The organism is Mycobacterium shottsii (assembly GCF_010728525.1).
In the GTDB taxonomy this organism is placed as follows: Bacteria; Actinomycetota; Actinomycetes; order Mycobacteriales; family Mycobacteriaceae; genus Mycobacterium; species Mycobacterium marinum.
This window is the reverse complement of sequence record NZ_AP022572.1, coordinates 3,172,963-3,190,737: the sequence shown is the minus strand read 5'-3', so window position 1 is coordinate 3,190,737 and position 17,775 is coordinate 3,172,963. Positions and strand designations below refer to the sequence as shown.

Annotated in this window: 16 protein-coding genes and 2 pseudogenes; 4 read left to right on the top strand and 14 right to left on the bottom strand. The window is 63.6% G+C overall.

Going from position 1 to position 17,775, the window contains the following annotated elements; genetic code table 11:
- Window positions 1–164: 164 nt before the first annotated feature.
- Entirely contained in the window at window positions 165–1,727 is a 1,563-nt protein-coding gene (locus G6N41_RS14785; RefSeq protein ID WP_198913210.1) for a phospholipase C, read from the bottom strand.
- Between the two features lie 584 nt (window positions 1,728–2,311).
- Here G6N41_RS14785 and G6N41_RS14780 point away from each other — a divergent pair.
- Window positions 2,312–3,100 carry a GAP family protein gene (locus tag G6N41_RS14780; protein WP_198913209.1) on the top strand — a complete coding sequence of 263 codons (789 nt, stop codon included), beginning with the start codon at window positions 2,312–2,314 and terminating at the stop codon, window positions 3,098–3,100.
- Between the two features lie 200 nt (window positions 3,101–3,300).
- Here the strand turns inward: G6N41_RS14780 and G6N41_RS14775 are convergent, their stop codons facing one another.
- The 6 genes and pseudogenes from G6N41_RS14775 to G6N41_RS14750 all read right to left on the bottom strand — a co-directional run bounded on the left by G6N41_RS14775 (window position 3,301) and on the right by G6N41_RS14750 (window position 10,151).
- Window positions 3,301–3,585 (bottom strand): WXG100 family type VII secretion target, encoded by a 285-nt coding sequence (locus G6N41_RS14775; RefSeq protein WP_012395280.1) that lies wholly within the window; start codon window positions 3,583–3,585, stop codon window positions 3,301–3,303.
- 14 nt (window positions 3,586–3,599) lie between these two features.
- Window positions 3,600–3,896 (bottom strand): type VII secretion system effector EsxM, encoded by a 297-nt coding sequence (gene esxM, locus G6N41_RS14770; protein ID WP_198913208.1) that lies wholly within the window; start codon window positions 3,894–3,896, stop codon window positions 3,600–3,602.
- 79 nt (window positions 3,897–3,975) lie between these two features.
- Window positions 3,976–5,139 carry a PPE family protein gene (locus G6N41_RS14765; protein ID WP_198913207.1) on the bottom strand — a complete coding sequence of 388 codons (1,164 nt, stop codon included), beginning with the start codon at window positions 5,137–5,139 and terminating at the stop codon, window positions 3,976–3,978.
- A 558-nt stretch (window positions 5,140–5,697) separates the two neighbouring features.
- A pseudogene (locus G6N41_RS14760) lies at window positions 5,698–6,569 on the bottom strand (IS5 family transposase).
- A 65-nt stretch (window positions 6,570–6,634) separates the two neighbouring features.
- Window positions 6,635–8,512 (bottom strand): annotated as a pseudogene (locus G6N41_RS14755) (PPE domain-containing protein).
- Window positions 8,513–8,759: 247 nt separating this feature from the next.
- Entirely contained in the window at window positions 8,760–10,151 is a 1,392-nt protein-coding gene (locus tag G6N41_RS14750) for a glycine--tRNA ligase (protein WP_198913206.1), read from the bottom strand.
- Window positions 10,152–10,344: 193 nt separating this feature from the next.
- On the opposite strand from G6N41_RS14750, the gene G6N41_RS14745 reads away from it, so the two are divergent.
- Complete coding sequence (locus G6N41_RS14745; RefSeq protein ID WP_011741352.1) at window positions 10,345–10,740, top strand: ArsR/SmtB family transcription factor; 396 nt, start codon at window positions 10,345–10,347, stop codon at window positions 10,738–10,740.
- A complete protein-coding gene (locus G6N41_RS14740; RefSeq protein WP_198913205.1) occupies window positions 10,737–11,150 on the top strand; it encodes a Fur family transcriptional regulator in 414 nt (137 codons plus the stop codon). The genes G6N41_RS14745 and G6N41_RS14740 overlap by 4 nt, the downstream gene beginning before the upstream one ends.
- Here the strand turns inward: G6N41_RS14740 and G6N41_RS14735 are convergent.
- From G6N41_RS14735 to recO, 3 genes are read right to left on the bottom strand one after another with little or no spacing between them, the layout of a single operon-like run.
- Entirely contained in the window at window positions 11,147–11,587 is a 441-nt protein-coding gene (locus G6N41_RS14735) for a hypothetical protein (protein WP_012395288.1), read from the bottom strand. The two genes, G6N41_RS14740 and G6N41_RS14735, sit on opposite strands and share 4 nt — an antisense overlap.
- A complete protein-coding gene (locus tag G6N41_RS14730; RefSeq protein ID WP_198913204.1) occupies window positions 11,587–12,477 on the bottom strand; it encodes a decaprenyl diphosphate synthase in 891 nt (296 codons plus the stop codon). The genes G6N41_RS14735 and G6N41_RS14730 overlap by 1 nt, the downstream gene beginning before the upstream one ends.
- Entirely contained in the window at window positions 12,470–13,267 is a 798-nt protein-coding gene (recO, locus tag G6N41_RS14725; RefSeq protein ID WP_012395289.1) for a DNA repair protein RecO, read from the bottom strand. Before recO ends, G6N41_RS14730 begins: the two co-directional genes overlap by 8 nt.
- 61 nt (window positions 13,268–13,328) lie before the next feature.
- Between recO and G6N41_RS14720 the strand changes: the two genes are divergently transcribed.
- Complete coding sequence (locus G6N41_RS14720; protein WP_012395290.1) at window positions 13,329–14,828, top strand: amidase; 1,500 nt, start codon at window positions 13,329–13,331, stop codon at window positions 14,826–14,828.
- Here the strand turns inward: G6N41_RS14720 and era are convergent.
- Genes era through ybeY form a run of 4 tightly spaced genes read right to left on the bottom strand, consistent with a single transcriptional unit; the run spans window position 14,825 to window position 17,771 of the window.
- Window positions 14,825–15,727 (bottom strand): GTPase Era, encoded by a 903-nt coding sequence (era, locus tag G6N41_RS14715; protein WP_020730334.1) that lies wholly within the window; start codon window positions 15,725–15,727, stop codon window positions 14,825–14,827. The genes G6N41_RS14720 and era overlap by 4 nt on opposite strands.
- Window positions 15,717–15,923, bottom strand: a complete 207-nt coding sequence (locus G6N41_RS14710; protein WP_020730333.1) for a hypothetical protein — start codon at window positions 15,921–15,923, stop codon at window positions 15,717–15,719. The genes era and G6N41_RS14710 overlap by 11 nt, the downstream gene beginning before the upstream one ends.
- Entirely contained in the window at window positions 15,916–17,238 is a 1,323-nt protein-coding gene (locus G6N41_RS14705; RefSeq protein ID WP_198913203.1) for a hemolysin family protein, read from the bottom strand. Before G6N41_RS14705 ends, G6N41_RS14710 begins: the two co-directional genes overlap by 8 nt.
- Window positions 17,235–17,771 (bottom strand): rRNA maturation RNase YbeY, encoded by a 537-nt coding sequence (gene ybeY / locus G6N41_RS14700; RefSeq protein ID WP_011741360.1) that lies wholly within the window; start codon window positions 17,769–17,771, stop codon window positions 17,235–17,237. Before ybeY ends, G6N41_RS14705 begins: the two co-directional genes overlap by 4 nt.
- Window positions 17,772–17,775 lie beyond the last annotated feature (4 nt).

Genomic DNA, 17,775 nt, shown 5'->3' with positions numbered 1-17,775 from the left:
TCGGAGCGACCGATGATGCGACTGCGCCGGTAGCGGCCAATTCCATTGCCCGCCAATCGAATCCACAGAACTTCGCCGGATCACGCCGGCCAGGGCGAACCCGCGGCGCACCATCAGGACGCGCCGGGTGTCGTCGGTACCGCGATCGCCTCAGTGCGCTCTGGTCACACACACAATCCGCTGGGAATCCCACGCACCGGGGTGCTTTCCTGGCCGGGCATCGACTGGGGATAGGGCACTCGATATGGGATGGCAGGGAAAGTTCCATCCGAGGTTCCCAGCACCACGTTCGGGATACATTGCGGGAGTTTTGGCACCGCCGCCAGAAGCGGATGACTCAAATTGGGCCGCGACGGATTTGGCGGGGTTGCGAAGTTGAACGTTGAGGTCATGTCGCCGACCACGCCATCTCGCCACGCGGTCAGGTTGGGCACTGGCACGTCGAATCGCTTGCTGATCAACTTCAGCTGCGAGGTGTGATCGAAGATGTCATGGACCATCAAGCCCCCGCGGCTGAACGGCGACACAACAATGCAGGGCACTCGGAAGCCCAGCCCCAGCGGTCCGCGGATTCCGCCCGACCCCGGGACTGAATTGATGTCCGGCACCGTTACCCATTCCCCGGGCGTCCCGGGGGGCGCCGGCGGCGGGGTCACGTGATCGAAAAAGCCACCATTCTCGTCATAACTGATGATCAAGGCCGTCTTCTCCCACACCGCGGGATTGGACAGCAGGATCCGCAGCGCCGTCACCATGGCCACAGCGCCCAACGCGACCGGAAGCGCGGGATGTTCGGACTGCAGGAAGTTCGGCACCAACCAAGAAACCTTCGGCAGTCTGTTGGCCTTGACGTCGGCGGCGAAGTCCACCGGGTAGCCCGGCACGATGCCGTACCTGGCCAGGTTCGACCGCGGATCACCGGACTGCTTGAAGGCCTGGACCAGGCCATTGTTGCTGATCGGGGTATTGATGAAGCGCCCCGCGTCTTTGTTCTGGTAGACCTTCCAACTCACGCCGGCGTCCTCGAGGTTCTCCGGCATGATGCGCCAGCTGTATTGATGCAGCGGCAGAAAGCCGGGTTCGACGAGTTGGGGCCCTCCGTTGGTGCCAGCCGGGTCATTCCAGGCGCTCATCCAGTACAACCTGTTGGGCAAAGTGCCGGTCAACAGCGAGCAGTGGTAGCCGTCGCAGATTGTGAACGTATCGGCCAGAAAATGGTGGATCGGTATGTCTTGGCGCGTGTAGTAGCCCATTGTCATCGGGACGTAGGGCCCCGTGCGGGTATTCGCCTGAGCGGGCAACCAGTTGTCGTTGGCGCCGCCGTTCCACGAGAGATGCATTGCGGTCCATTGGTGCTCCGGGTCGTTGACACACTCGCCGTCCAAGAAAGGGCCGCGGGTGGTGTCGAGCCGGAACGGAATGGTGGTCCCTGCTGGGTCCAGCGCCTGCGTCCTGGGGTTCCAATCTTTTTGCTGAAACGCCGGCGATGGGTCGCTGAAACCCCGAATGCTGGAGAGGGTGCCGAAGTAATGGTCAAATGACTGGTTCTCCTGCATCAACAGCACGATGTGCTCGATGTCAGTGAGCTGACCTGAGCACGGCCCGGCACCATATGCCTTTTCGATGACGGGCCCCGCATAGTCCATCAGCAATGCCGCGGCACCAGCGCCCGTCATCTTGGCGATGAACTCCCGGCGCGACATTCCTCGGAACGGGTTGCCGCTCATCTAATCGCCTCCCTGAAAACACTTCAGATCACGGTAGTGTTACGGAGGCGGTCAACAGCGGCAGGCCGACCGGCGTGTCGTTCTGGGTTTTGGTTACCGGCAACTATGTTCGCCGTTCGCTTCGGCAGCACAATGCGGCGTTTTTTGACAGATTTCGGGCAACTCACAGGTCGCCTGAATTGCATTCAAATGCCGTCAAAACCACCGCCGGGGTCGCGCCGTCGATCATCGGCAACCAGCTACCAACAACCGCAAGGCCCGGCGATCCTTCGAAGGATCACGGGGTTGATCCCCCGAGCGCAGGCCGGCGGGCCACGGTGGCATCGGCGCCCGCGGGCCGCTCGACGCAGCGATAGCCACTAACTGCGGAACGACATTTTTTAAAAGGCATCACGACAAAAATTTATCTAGTCTCACATTCCTAATCGATCCCTCATAGAGCCATTTCTCGCCCCGCCTCCGGCCCCAACAACACAGAGTTTCCCCTATTCAGAGGCTACCCATCCACACAAGTATCGACAAACTTGAGCAACTAGGATCTTATTCTGAAGCCAGAAAAGATTCGCGGCTCGAGTAATCCGGTCGTGATCGGAAAATCGATCATCGATATGGGTTTCGTAACCCACGCGGTCGTTGTAGCGTCCGTTCCCATGTGGTGCACGGTGCTGGTGTTAGCTCTTGTGGCGACAGCCGACCCGGTGCGGCTCGGGATCAGCGTCCTGCTGTCATCGCGCCCTCGCCCCCTGGGCCAGCTGATCGCGTTCTGGCTGGGCGGCATCACCACTTGCGTCACGCTGGCGCTAGATGTCCTGTTTGGACTGCGCGAGTTCACGCTGGAAACCATGCAGCGAGTTCAACATGCCACAGCCAGCTCGGCGGCCGGGCATATTCAGATCGCAATGGGCGTGCTGGCACTGCTGATCGCGGGACTTGCGGTCGGTATTTCACCGCGCCAACGCGCGCAATTCGGCGTGCCAGGCAGCAATTCATCCCACTGGCAGGTCCTGACATCGACCACGTTCGCACGCTTGTCGATGCGCGCCCAGTTTGCGCTGGAGGCGCGCCGGCTGCGGATGGCGTTCCTTCTCGGGGCGGCAATGCTGATCGATTTCAGATTCTTGGCGGCGCTCACCGCGATTCTGCCGTCCGGTGCTGCCGCAGGTACCCAAGTCAGTGCGGCCGGAATCTACACCCTTATCGCGCTGGCCTTCATCGAGCTTCCGCTGGCCAGCCAATTGGCCGCGCCAGCGAGCACCGGCCGAATCATGTCCTCGCTCCATAGCTACGTCAAAGCCCGACGGCAGCAGCTTGTTGGCGTCGTCATCGCCGTGCTCGGCGTATTCCTCATGACCAGCGGGATGGGCCACATCTGACTAGGGTTTGGCCCCGTGAAGGGCCCCCGACCATCAATTCACCGGGCCGGCGCGCACCGATACGTCAAGCTCGGAGGAACTTGAACCTATTGCAGTACAACGAATTTGGTGCGGGGTGCTGGTCTTGATAGGGCAGCGGCGCGGGTGCCGCAGCTCGCCTGCGTGTCACCCGCGCCCCTGATCGCCGACTGGTTGGCCGGCTATGCCCAGCTCGAACCCACCGCGGAGTCGGTGCTGGCCATGTTGTTACCGGCAGCCTGCACCTTCTGACCGTGAGCATTGGCCTGCTGGTAGATCACCTGGAAATTACGGCCCAACTGCGAGATGAACTCCTGGCACGCCACCGACCCGGCACCACCCCAGAAATCCCCAGCGGCCAACACATCACGCACAATCGCCTGATGCTCAGCCTCCAACGCCGCCGCCTGAGCCCGAATCAGCGCCCCATGGGCATCCACATCACCGAACTGGTAATTGATCGTCATCGCCCCAACCCCTCCTAGCTACCCAAAACCTGCTGCGAAGCCTGCTCTTGCTGCTCGTAGTTGTTCGCGTCGCGAACCAACCCGTCACGCACCCCATGCAGCATGTTCACAATGTTGCGGAAGGCCGTGTTCATCTGACCCATGGTGTCCAGCCAAGTCGCCGACGCCATACCGCTCCAGCCCGCGCCGGCGATGTTCTGCGACGACGCCCACATCTTGCGGGCCTCATCCTCAACCGTCTGCGCATGCATCTCAAAACGACCCGCCATGTCCCGCATCGTATGCGGGTCAGTCATAAACCGAGTAGTCACTGCCTATTCCCCTTTCCCAAAAGACATTCAGACCCGACCAAGTACCGCAAACCCGAAACCCCGACCAATCACCCCCCGCTTATCCGACACCGATCCGCGGCACCACACTCGGCCGCGACTGCACCACGTGCGGACTCGCGCCCCCACGACCCAACATCCCGCCAGGCATACCCGCCCCGGCACCACCCATACCCATCGGCATCGGCATCATCCCCATCGGAGCCCCGCCTGCCCCAGCCACCTCGGGCATCGCGCCCATCCCGGCCATCGCAGTCGTCGACAACCCCTTCGGAATCGACCCCTCCCAGGTCGGCGGCACCGACATCGCACCCACCAACCGAGCCTTACCCAAATCCGCGGCCATCCCCGCACCCAGACCCGCACCACCGAGGCCCTTCATCGGGCTGACGGCATCCACCATCTTGGGCATGTCAGCAGCGGCGAATCCCGCCGCCTGGGTACCGGCCAACCCCGCCGTATTCGCCGAACTGCCCAGCTGCATCATCGGCGACATCATCATGCTGGCCGGGTACATGCCAATCTGGGCAACTTGCATGACCGACTGCAACGGCACCGCCGCGGCCGCCGACTGCACTCCCGCCACCACACCGGGCAGCCCAGCGATCGCACCCTGCGCCGCCGGGGAAATCGCCGCCGTCATCGCCGTAGCCGCCCCAGCAACCTGCGCATTGATCCCCGCCGCCAGGCCCGCCAAATCCAACGGCGGAATGCTAAACGGCGTCAACGCCGCGGCCACCGAAGTCGCCCCCGCGTCATAACCAACCATCGCGCCCACATCCTGAGCCCACATCTCCACATAGTCGAACTCAGTAGCCGCAATCGCCGGCGTGTTCTGACCCAAGAAATTCGTCGTGATCAACGACACCAACGACGTCCGATTGGCAGTCACCGCCGCCGGATGCACCGTGGCCGACAACGCCATCTCAAACGCCGTCGCCGCCACCCGAGCCTGACTCGCAGCAGCCGCCGCCTGCCCGGCCGCCGCATCCAACCACCCCACATACGGCGCCGCCGCAGCCGCCATCGACACCGACGCCGGACCCGACCACGGCCCCGACGCCAACGACGAAATAACCGATTTAAACGACGCCGCCGACGCCGCCAAATCCGCAGCCAGCCCCTCCCACGCCGCCGCAGCCATATGCAACGGCCCAGAACCCGCACCCGAGAAAATCCGCGCCGAATTGATCTCCGGCGGCAACCACGCAAAGTCCAAAATCATCACAACCCCCAACCAATCAGCCGCACTAACGGCTCCGACAACCAACCAACCACAGCGACCCCCAATACGCACAGGAACCTACTGGCGGATCGTAATGTAAATCACAGCAAAAATCTCGCCGTTGCGCAAAGCGCCGCTGATGAATTACGGATATACGCAAGTGAACGGGTATGGCTGCATCACGGGACCATCTCATCGCAGCCGCCCACTCAGCCGACAACTGCCCGGACTAGCTGTGAATTCACTGTGCTATGAGTTTGATTCGCCGCCTGGGCGACGGCCATATCGGAGATGAATTCGTCCGCTCATCAAGTGCGGCAACATGCGCGCTGCTCTGTCGCCGCTGCGTCAGCCGAACAATTCACCGAACCCCAGCCGGGATTGCGGTTCCGCATGGACTACCCCTTAAGAGCCCTCAAGAACTCTCGAGAGCCGGGCGGCCTGTCCCGGAGGCGCCGACCAACCAGCGCCCCCGCCCCACCCATGCCCGAGCTCGTGAAGTGCGACAGCACAAGGCAACTGCGGCTCGCGTCGGCGCCGCCGACTAGGTCCTGTCTGCTAATTGCGGACGCGGTGGTAGGTGATGATGGCGGCCAGGGTGACACCGCCGAGGTAGGTCAGGGCGTATTCGTCGTAGCAGGTGGCGACCGCGCGCCAGTGTTTAAGCCGGTTGAAGCTTCGCTCGACGGTGTTGCGGTGCTTGTAGATTCGGCCTGAGAACCCCGGAGGCCGTCCTCTGTTGCGGCCTTTGGCTTTGCGGCGGGTGATCTGGTCGCTGCGCTCGGGGATGGTATGGGCGATCTTGAGCCGGCGCAGCTGTGCCCGCGTCGAGTCATGGGAGTACGCCTTGTCCGCCAGCAGGCGAAACGGGGCGTATGAGTTGCTGCACCGGGCGGCCAGCAATGGCCAAAGCATCGGATTATCACCGGCTTGACCGGCCGACAGTGCCAGGGTGACCAGACTGCACAGCTGGTCGGTCAAGGCGTGGATCTTGGTAGTCAGCCCGCCGCGGGAACGCCCAATGGCGTGGTCATCGGGCTCATCGAGATATTTCTTGTAATTCGACAGATCCCCCTGTGCGGCGCCCGGGGCGCTCCGGCTGCGTGTTGGTGGGCGCGCACACTGGTCGAATCGACCGACAACAGTGCGCCCAGGTCGGCGTCCTCGGCGTCGAGGTCAGAGGCGATCGCCGCGAAGATCCGCGCGTAGATGCCATCGACCGACCAGCGTAGATGCCTCTCGGCCACCGATTGCCAGGGACCGAAGTGCTCGGGCAGGTCACACCACGGAGATCCCGTACGGTAACGCCAGATAATGCCCTCCAGAGTACGTCGATGATCGTTCCACGGCCGGCCACGCCGCCGCCCCGCAGGCAACACCGCCACGATCAGCGACCACAAATCATCAGAAATCGCATGCGTCCGCATCACCCAAACAGCATCAGCCAAAACACCATTCACATTAAGCAGACACGCCCTAGGCCAAGGGCGCGCCGCTAAAGAACGTTTTTGAAGAAGCCCGACAGCCCGTCGCCAAAGACCACCAGACCTGAGCTAACTGTTCCGGAGCTGAGAATGCCCGAGGTGTTGACACCCGCGATGACAAAGCCCGCATTCTGAACAGCCGCATTGTAGAAGCCAGCATTTCCGTAACCCGTATCCAGCGCCCCGGAGTTACCACCGAAGGTGCTCGTGGTGCTGGTGTTCACGTACCCCGAATTACCGAAGCCTGAATTCTGTAGGCCCGAGTTCCCGGAGCCAGATGGGTCGTTGTGGCCAAAGCCCGAGTTTCCCGTACCGACATTGAAATAGCCAGAGTTGGGGCCAGCGTGGGTCGTCGCGCTAAAGAATCCGGTATTAAGGACGCCCCCGTTGAATCCGCCCGTATTGATGTCACCGGCATTTGCCCAGCCGGTGTTGACGTTGCCCGCATTACCGAAGCCAGAGTTGATGTTTCCCGCGTTGAGGAAGCCCGTGTTCACGTCGCCGGAGTTACCAAAGCTCGTGTTTGAGGTTCCAGCGTTGAAGCTGCCGGCGTTGTAGTTACCGGAATCGAAGAATCCGAAGTTGGTCGCACCGGCATGCCCGACGCCGGTATTGATGCTGCCACCGTTCCAGAAGCCGGTGTTCACGTCGCCCGCATTACCGAAACCGGTGTTCGAGTTCCCCGCATTCCCAAAGCCGAGGTTGCCCGAGCCCGAGTTGAAGAAGCCGATGTTGCCGCTACCGGAGTTCAATCCGCCGATCCCGAACTGACCATCACCCGTCAGCCCGAATCCGATGTTGTTGTTACCGGTGTTTCCGAAACCGAAATTACTGCTGCCGAAGTTGCCGAAGCCGATATTATTGCTACCGGAATTGCCGCTTCCGAAGTTGAGGCTGCCTTTGTTTCCGCTGCCGAAGTTCGTGTCGCCGATATTGCCGCTACCGATGTTGGTTTTGCCAATATTTCCGACACCGAAGTTGATGCTACCGATATTGCCGCTACCGAGGTTTTGGCTACCGAAGTTACCGCTACCGAGGTTCAAGTTGCCGATATTGCCGCTGCCCAGGTTGAAGTCACCCTGGTTGCCACCACCCAGGTTGGTGCCGCCGATATTTCCGCTACCGAAGTTGATGTTGCCGATATTGCCGCTGCCCAGGTTCCCGTCGCCGATGTTTCCGCTGCCCAAATTGAGAGAACCGATGTTGCCGAAACCGAGGTTGATGCCCTGAAGCGGCGCGGGCACCACGCTGGCCGCTTGGGACGCAACCGCTTGTGCGGCGCCGGCTAGCGGTGTGGTGACCGCCGCGGCCGCGGGCGCCGCGCCGCCGACCAACCCCGACACACCCGGCACACCCGACAAAACACCCGAGACCATCCCCTGCCACGAACTCAACTGCGCAGCAGCCGCCGAAGCCCCACCGTGATACCCCGCCATCGCCGCCACATCAGCGGCCCACATCTGTTCGTACACACCCTCCGCCGCCGCAATCGCCGGCGCATTCTCACCAAACAAATTCGACATCACCAACTGCACAAACCCATTGCGATTAGCCGCCACCGCCAACGGATGCACCATCGCCGCACGCGCCGCCTCAAACGCCGAGGCCACCACCTTCGCCGACGCCAACGCCCCCGCGGCCCGCGCCGCCGCCGCCCCCAGCCAACTCGCATACTGCCCCGCCGCAGCCACCATCGCCGAAGCCGCCGCACCCTGCCACGCCTAACCCGCACCCGCAAGACCCGAGGTCACCGACGCAAACGACTCCGCCGCCGCCAACTCCGCCGACAACCTATCCCAGGCCGCCGCCGCCGCCAACATCGGCTCAGACCCCGCACCAGAGAACATCCGCACCGAATTAATCTCCGGCGGCAACACCGCGAAATTCATCAGAATCGCCCCTCCTTCAACGGGATATTCTCAACCGCACACCCGAGCGTTACCGCGACCGACACGCACCGGCACCCACCGGCCACCAACCGGGCCGCGGGTCAGGTCACGATCCCGGGGCGACAGCCGGCCCGACATGCCATCGAGGGGCGATGGCAGATAGAACACCCAACCGGGTGCCGAGACTCCCGCCGCGGGTGCGCCGGCAAGCACACCAAACCGGCGACAGCGCCGACCGACCCGGCGTCTAGCAGCCCTTCAGACGCGGCGCCAGGTAGTCGGCGACCTTGGCGATCCCGATCCGCTCCTGGGTCATGCCATCACGCTCACGCACGGTGACGGCGTCGTCCTCGAGGGAGTCGAAGTCCACCGTCACACAGAACGGGGTGCCGATCTCGTCTTGGCGCCGGTAGCGCCGCCCAATGGCACCGGCATCGTCGAAATCGATGTTCCAGTACTTGCGCAGTTCGGCGGCCAAATCGCGCGCCTTGGGGCTCAGGTCGGCGTGCCGTGACAACGGCAGCACCGCTGCCTTGACCGGCGCCAGCCTCGGGTCCAGCCGCAGCACGGTTCTCTTGTCGACCCCGCCCTTGGCGTTCGGAGCTTCGTCCTCGGTGTAGGCGTCGATCAGGAATGCCATGAACGAACGGGTCAGCCCCGCTGCCGGCTCGATGACGTAGGGCGTGTAGCGAACGTCTTCGACCTGGTCGTAGAACGACAGTTCGGTACCGGAATGCTTGGAGTGGGTGGACAAGTCGAAGTCGGTCCGGTTGGCGACACCCTCCAGCTCTCCCCATGGATTGCCGACGAAGCCGAACTTGTATTCGATGTCGACAGTGCGGTCGGAGTAGTGCGACAACTTCTCCTTGGGGTGTTCGAATAGCCGCAGGTTCTCGGCATCGATACCGAGGTCGACGTACCACTGCAATCTGGTGTCGATCCAGTACTGGTGCCATTCCTTGGCCGTGGACGGCTCGACGAAGAACTCGATCTCCATCTGTTCGAACTCGCGTGTGCGGAAGATGAAGTTGCCCGGGGTGATCTCATTGCGGAAGCTCTTGCCGATCTGACCGATGCCAAACGGCGGCTTCTTACGCGACGTGGTCAGCACGTTGGCGAAGTTGACGAAGATACCCTGCGCCGTTTCCGGACGCAAGTAATGCAACCCCTCCTCGGTTTCGATGGGGCCGAGGTAGGTCTTGAGCATCATGTTGAATTCGCGTGGTTCGGTCCACTGGCCGGGCTCGCCGGTTTCGGGATCGCGAATGTCAGCGAGCCCGTTCGGCGGCGGCTGACCGTGTTTTGCCTCGTAGGCCTCGATGAGATGGTCGGCCCGGTATCGCTTGTGGGTGATCAGCGACTCCACCAGTGGATCGTGGAAGACCTCAACGTGGCCCGATGCCACCCAGACCTCGCGCGGCAGGATGATCGACGAGTCCAGTCCGACCACGTCGTCGCGGCCGGTAACCACCGACCGCCACCATTGCCGTTTGATGTTGTCCTTGAGTTCGACCCCCAGCGGACCGTAGTCCCACGCAGACTTCGTACCGCCGTAGATCTCACCGGACGGATAGACCAAGCCTCGCCGTTTTGCCAGGTTCACCACGGTGTCAATGACAGACGCCACGGGGCAACCCACTCCCTTCCCGATTGGGCAAACTCGTGCGCCGGTAAGCCACCGCGCACAAAAACCTCAGCCATGGTAGCGATCGGCACGGCGGTCTTTGACATGCATCATCATGCATGTGACAGTGGAAGTCAGCCGCACGCCGCTTCGGCAGCAGTCCGGCCCGGTCCGATTATGTGCTCTCATCGAGGCGGTGACTCAATACATGGCGACGTCGCCCTCACCTTCGACGGCCGCCCACGACGACTTCGTTTCCCGTCACGAACACGATGTTGGCGACTTCGCCGAGCATCCCGCGTTTCCCGCGCCGCCGCCGCGAGAAATCCTCGAGGGCGCCGGCGAGCTACTGCGCGCTCTGGCCGCACCCGTGCGAATCGCCATCGTGCTGCAGCTGCGTGAAGCCCAGCGCTGCGTTCACGAACTGGTTGATGCATTGGGCGTACCACAGCCACTGGTCAGCCAACATCTGAAGATCCTCAAGGCCGCCGGCGTGGTGACCGGCGAACGGTCCGGCCGCGAGGTGCTCTATCGGCTTGTCGATCAGCACCTGGCGCACATCGTCGTGGATGCGGTCGCCCACGCCGGTGAGGATTCGGCATGACCGGCACAAGCGTGCGTTCAACCCGGCAGCGAGCGGCGATTTCGACATTGCTCGAAACAGTCGATGACTTCCGTTCCGCCCAAGAACTGCACGACGAACTACGCCGTCGCGGCGAGAACATTGGCCTGACCACCGTCTATCGGACCCTGCAATCGATGGCATCCGCTGGAACGGTCGACACGCTGCGCACCGACACCGGTGAATCGGTCTACCGGCAGTGCTCGCAGCACCATCACCACCATCTGGTGTGCCGCGGCTGTGGGTCCACCATCGAGGTGGCCGACCATGAAGTCGAGACCTGGGCTGCCAACGTGGCCGACCGGCACGGCTTCTCCGACGTCAGCCACACCATCGAGATGTTCGGCACCTGCTCAGATTGCCGCCGGCACGGAGCCGCGGCGCTGCGCTAGGAAGTCAGCTTGCCGCGGATCTGGCCCCCACTGTCTAGGACCAGCAGAATCAGGGTTCGCAACGCGTTGTCGGTCAGGCCGGCGCCGGGGAAGTTGTAGCGCAGCATCACGTCCACGGTCTTCGGGAGCGTCTTCGCCGAACCCTTCCCGGCGTTGCGCTGCACAGCCTTGTCGGCGACCTTCTCAACCGTGGTGACGGCGCCGAAGTTGGTGTCACGCGCCTGGTTGGCCAGTAGATCGCCGATCTTCTTGGTCAGCGGCAGATCCCAGGCCAGTATCTGAGTCAGCGATACCAAATCAAGATCCTCGGCGATGTTGACCACTCGCAGCGAGGCGAACGTACCGTCGTGGCGCACCGTCAGCGCGCCGTCGGGTTCCTCCTCGACGGGGAGAACGTCGCGAAGTATCGATGCCAGTCGATCCTGCAGGGAGGGCACTAGGCGCTCCCGAACCGTCGATTGCGGGAGGCATATTCCTCGCAGGCCGCCCACAGGTCGCGCCGGTCGTAGTCGGGCCACAACTTGTCTTGGAAGATGTACTCGGCGTATGCCGATTCCCAGAGCATGAAATTGCTGGAGCGCTGCTCCCCCGAGGTCCGCAGAAAGAGGTCGACGTCGGGGATGTCGGGTCGCTGCATGTGACGGGCGATGGTGGACTCGGTGATCCGCTCCGGGTTCAATCTGCCCGCAGCGACTTCGCGGGCGATGTCTCGGGTAGCTTCGGCGATTTCGGTGCGGCCACCGTAGTTGACGCAATAGTTGATGGTGATGACGTCGTTGTTGTTGGTCATTGCTTCGGCTACCGCCAGTTCGTTGATGACGCTGCGCCACAGCCGCGGCCGCGAACCCACCCAGCGGATCCGAACACCCATTTGATTGAGGACGTCGCGGCGTCGCCGTACGACGTCGCGATTGAAGCCCATCAGGAAGCGGACTTCCTCGGCGGAGCGCTTCCAGTTCTCGGTGGAAAAGGCGTAGAGGCTTAGCCACTTGATCCCAAGTTCGACCGCACCGCAGGCGATGTCGATCACCACCGCCTCACCCATCTTGTGCCCCTCGGTGCGGCGCAGCCCACGTTCGGTGGCCCACCGCCCATTGCCGTCCATCACGATGGCGACGTGGTTGGGTAACCGGTCGGCCGGAATCCGTGGCGCGGCCGCTTTGGAGACGTGCTGCGGCGGCCGGCGCGGACCGCCATCGGGCGACAGCGGCAGCTCCGGGAAAACGACCGGCCAACTCGACGCATCGGGAAAGGTCGGATAGTCGTCCGGCGCCTGAGGCAGCTGTGGGAAGTCGGCGGACTTCAGTCGCCGGGCGCTCTTAGCCACATTCACTATCCTGCCCGATCAACGCAGCGCGACGTTCGGCAACCGATCGGTCAGCCTGGTAGAACCGCTCCACCAGCGGCAACGTCTTGAGCTGGCGTTCCAGATGCCATTGCAGGTGCGCGGCCACCAACCCGCTGACGTAGCTGCGGTGCGATTGCGGCGCCCCCTGGGCGGCCTCCCAGTCGCCGTCATGCAGCGCGGACATCAGGTCCAGCACACCCAGCGGCGGTGTCGTCGAGCCAGCCGGACGGCAATGCGGGCAGACGCTGCCCCCGGCCGCGATGTGAAAGGCCCGATGTGGACCGGGCGTGGCGCAGCGGGCGCATTCGGTCAGCGCCGGCGCCCAGCCTGCGATGCCCATGGCACGCAGCAGGTAGGCATCCAACAGCAGATCGCGAGGCCGGCTGCCGTCAGCCACCGCCCGCAACGCACCCACCGTCAGGCGGTGCAGGGCCGGGGCGGGCGCACGCTCCTCCCCGGCGAGGCGTTCGGCGGTTTCCAGCATCGCGCAGCCGCAGGTGTACCTGCCGTAGTCGTTGACGATGTCGGCGGCAAAGGCGTCGATGGAGACGACCTGGGTGACGATGTCGAGGTTGCGACCGGGGTGCAATTGCGCATCGATGTGCGCGAACGGTTCGAGTCTGGAACCGAATTTGCTGCGGGTACGCCGCACACCTTTGGCCACCGCTCGCACCAGCCCGTGGTCGCGGGTCAACAGGGTGACGATCCGGTCGGCTTCACCGAGCTTGTGCTGGCGCAGCACAACAGCCCGGTCTCGATACAGCCGCATCACAATAGTTTCGCACCCCACCGCGACATCGCCGGTATCCGCGCCGATAGTCTCGTACCCCGTGGTTGGCGCTTCTGGGTTCGCTTCCGGGGCCGTTTCCGGGTCCGGCGGCCCGCGCCTGCCTACCCTCACCGACCTGCTCTACCAGCTGGCCTCCGGTTCGGTGACCTCCGTTGAGCTGACGCGCAGGTCCCTGCGCGAGATCGAGGTGAGCCAGTCCACCCTGAACGCGTTTCGGGTGGTGCTTACCGAGTCCGCGCTGGCCGATGCCGCGGCGGCGGATCGGCGGCGAGCCGCCGGGGATGCCGCGCCGCTGCTGGGCATCCCGATCGCGGTCAAGGACGACGTCGACGTTGCCGGTGTGCCGACCGCGTTCGGCACCCAGGGATACGTCCGGCCAGCCGCCCACGACAGTGAGGTTGTTCGCCGTCTGAAGGCGGCCGGCGCGGTGATCATCGGCAAGACCAATACCTGCGAATTAGGCCAGTGGCCATTCACCAGTGGTCCCGGATTCGGGCACACCCGCAACCCGTGGGCACGACGGCACACACCGGGCGGCTCATCGGGTGGTAGTGCGGCGGCGGTGGCCGCGGGCCTGGTCACTGCTGCGATCGGCTCTGACGGCGCCGGAAGCATCCGCGTTCCCGCAGCCTGGACCCACTTGGTGGGCATCAAGCCGCAACGCGGTCGCATCTCGACCTGGCCGTGGCCCGAGACGTTCAACGGCATCACGGTCAACGGCGTGCTGGCCAGAACGGTTGCCGACGCCGCCCTGGTACTGGACGCGGCGTCGGGCAACGTCGAGGGAGATCTGCACAAGCCGGCACCTTTGACGGCATCCGACTACGTCGGTATTGCACCCGGGCCATTGAAGATCGCAATGTCAACCCGGTTCCCTTACACGGGTTTTCGAGCCAAGCTGCATCCGGAGATCCTGGCTGCGACGCGGCGAGTGGGCGAACAGCTCCAACTGCTCGGCCACACCGTGGAGCGGGGCAACCCCGACTACGGCCTGCGGCTGTCGTGGGACTTTCTCGCCCGCTCCACCGCAGGTCTGTGGGAATGGGCGGAGTGCCTGGGCGACGGTGTCACGCTGGACCCCCGCACGGTGACCAATATGCGCGCGGGGCACGCGCTTTCGCAGGCCATTCTGCGCAACGCGCGCCACCACGAAGCGGCCGCCCAACGGCGGGTGGGATCGATCTTCGACATCGTCGATGTGGTTTTGGCGCCGACGACCGCACAGCCACCGCCGCTGGCCCGCGCGTTCGACGATATGGGCGGGTTGGCCACCGATCGCGCCATCATTGCCGCATGCCCGTTGACCTGGCCGTGGAATCTGCTGGGCTGGCCCTCGATCAACGTGCCCGCGGGGTTCACCGTCGACGGTCTGCCGATCGGGGTTCAGTTGATGGGACCGGCCGAGAGCGAAGGCCTGCTCATCTCGCTGGCCGCCGAGTTGGAAGCGGTCAGCGGCTGGGCGACCAAGCAACCGAAGGTGTGGTGGAACACCGGGACCAGCACTCCCCCAATCCACAGTGTCCGGCCGCCGCGGCGCTAGAAACCAAGTCGGCCTAGCTGTTTGGGATCGCGCTGCCAGTTCTTGGCGACCTTGACGCGCAAGTCGAGGTAGATCTTTGTGCCTAGCAACTTCTCGATCTGACTTCGCGCCGCGGTGCCCACTTCACGCAACCGGGCACCGCCTTTGCCGATGATGATCCCCTTTTGGCTGTCCCGCTCGACGTACAGCACGGCATGGACGTCGATCAGGTCTTCCCGCCCTTCCCGCGGACTGACCTCGTCGATCACCACCGCCAGCGAATGGGGCAATTCGTCGTGCACGCCCTCGAGAGCCGCCTCACGAATCAGCTCGGCCATCAGAACCTCTTCGGGCTCATCGGTCAGCTCGCCGTCGGGGTAGTAGGCCGGCCCCTGCGGCAATGTGCGGGCCAGCACGTCGATCAACACCTCGACCTGGGCGCCGGTCACCGCCGATACCGGAACGATCTCCGCGGAGTTTGTCACCAATTCGCTGACCGCGACCAGCTGCGCGGCCACTTGGTCCTTGGGCACTTTGTCGATCTTGGTGACGATGACAACCAACTTCACCCTGGGCGCGGTGGCAGCGATCTGCTCGATGATCCAGCGGTCGCCCGGGCCGATCGATTCGTCAGCCGGGATGCACAGCCCAATCACGTCGACCTCGGAGTACGTGTCGCGCACCAAGTCGTTGAGCCGCTTGCCCAGCAGAGTCCGCGGCCGGTGCAGCCCCGGGGTGTCGACCAGGATGATCTGAAAGCTGTCCCGATGGACAATCCCGCGAATCGTATGCCGAGTGGTCTGCGGCCGCATCGAGGTAATCGCCACTTTGGTGCCAACCAGGGCATTGGTCAGCGTCGACTTGCCGGTGTTCGGTCGGCCGACCAAACACACGAAGCCGGAATGGAATTCAGACGTCATAACAGGGTTCCCCAGAACTATCGGTCATCATCAAGGCAATCGGCGACAACTCGGGTGGCGCCGTGAGTGTCGACAGGCCCACGGGCACAGCCACATAGGTGCGGCCGTCGACATCGCGCAGGGCGGCACCGCTGTCGGCCTCGGCGCGCGCCAGCGTCACCAGCGTGACGACTTGCGCATCCAGCGGCTCAGCCATCGGCACCGGTTTCCGCGGCGCCATCGCCCGCGCCGTCGGTCTCTTCGGTTTCCATCGGACTTACCAACACGGTGCCGATCCTTACCCGGCCCCGGTGGTCGGGGCCGCCCTCGGCACGCAGGCGCAGGCCGTGGAATATCACCTCAGCGCCTGGCAGGGGCACCCGGCCCAGCTCCAGAGCCAGCAGGCCACCTACGGTGTCGACATCGAGATCGCCGTCGAACTCGATCCCGTATAACTCCCCCACATCCTCGATCGGCAGTCGCGCCGATACGCGAAATCGTTTGTCGCCCAGAGCCTCTACGGGCGCCGTCTCCGCTTCGTCGTACTCGTCGGCGATCTCACCAACGATCTCCTCGAGCACGTCTTCGATGCTCACCAATCCCGCTATGGCCCCGTATTCGTCGACCAGCAGCGCCATGTGATTGCGGTCATGCTGCATTTCGCGCAACAAGGCATCCAGCGGTTTGGAGTCCGGCACGAACACCGCGGGACGCATGAGGTCTGATACGTCAATCTTGCGTCCCTGGTCGGGCGCGCAGAATGTCTGCTGCACAAGGTCTTTGAGATACACCACACCAAGAATGTCATCAACGTTCTCGCCGACCACCGGAATGCGGGAGTGTCCGCTTCGTACCGCCAGGGTCATCGCCTGGCTGGGCGACTTGTCACCTTCGATCCACACCATCTCGGTGCGCGGCACCATCACCTCCCGCGCCGGGGTGTCACCAAGCTCGAAGACCGATTCGATCATCCGGCGCTCGTCTGCGGCAACCACACCGCGCTGCTGCGCCAGGTCGACGACTTCACGCAACTCAACCTCGGATGCAAACGGCCCATTACGGAAACCCCGGCCCGGGGTCAGCGCGTTGCCCAAGAGCACCAGAAGCCGGCTGATCGGCATCAGCAGCCACGAAATCACCTGCAACGGAACAGCGGTACCCAGCGAGATGGAATACGCATTCTGGCGACCCAACGTGCGCGGACCCACCCCGATGACGACGAAGCTGGTCACCACCATGATGGCCGCCGCGAGGAACAATCCCCCGTTCATGCTGAGGTTGTGCCGGAAGAACACCACCAGAAGCGCGGTCGCGGTGATCTCACACACGATGCGCAGCAACACGACCAGATTGATGTAGCGCGGTCGATCTTCCATCACCTTGGACAGGGCCACCGCACCGGGGCGTGCCTCCCGCACCAGTTCCTGCACCCGGGCCAGTGACACCGTGCTGATAGCGGCATCAATGGCGGCGAACAATCCGCCCAGACCGACCAATGCGATCGCACCGAGCAGCTGAGGCAGACCTTTCACGGCTCGTCGAAATATCTTGACTTGTCCAGCAGGCGGCGATCCCGTTCGTCCTGACGGTCCTGCTGGTAGGCCTGCACCTGCTCGGCCACCCACTCTTCGAGCAACCGGTCCTGCAGGGCGAACATCTCCTTCTCCTCGTCTGGCTCACCGTGGTCGTAGCCGAGTAGATGCAGCACGCCGTGGATCGTCAGCAGCGCCAGCTCATGGCCCAGGCTGTGACCGGCCGCGGCCGCCTGCTCCGCGGCAAACTCCGGGCACAGCACGATATCGCCGAGCATCGCCGGGCCGGGCTCGGGGGCATCGGGGCGGCCGCCGGGCTCCAGCTCGTCCATGGGAAAGCTCATCACGTCTGTCGGCCCGGGAAGATCCATCCAGCGCATATGCAAGTCGGCCATCGCGGCGGTATCCAGCAGCACCATCGACAGCTCGGCGCCCGGATTTACGTCCATCTTGCCGATCACGAATCGTGCCACGCTGACGAGTTCTGTCTCGGAGACGTCAATGCCCGACTCGTTGGATACCTCGATGCTCATAAGA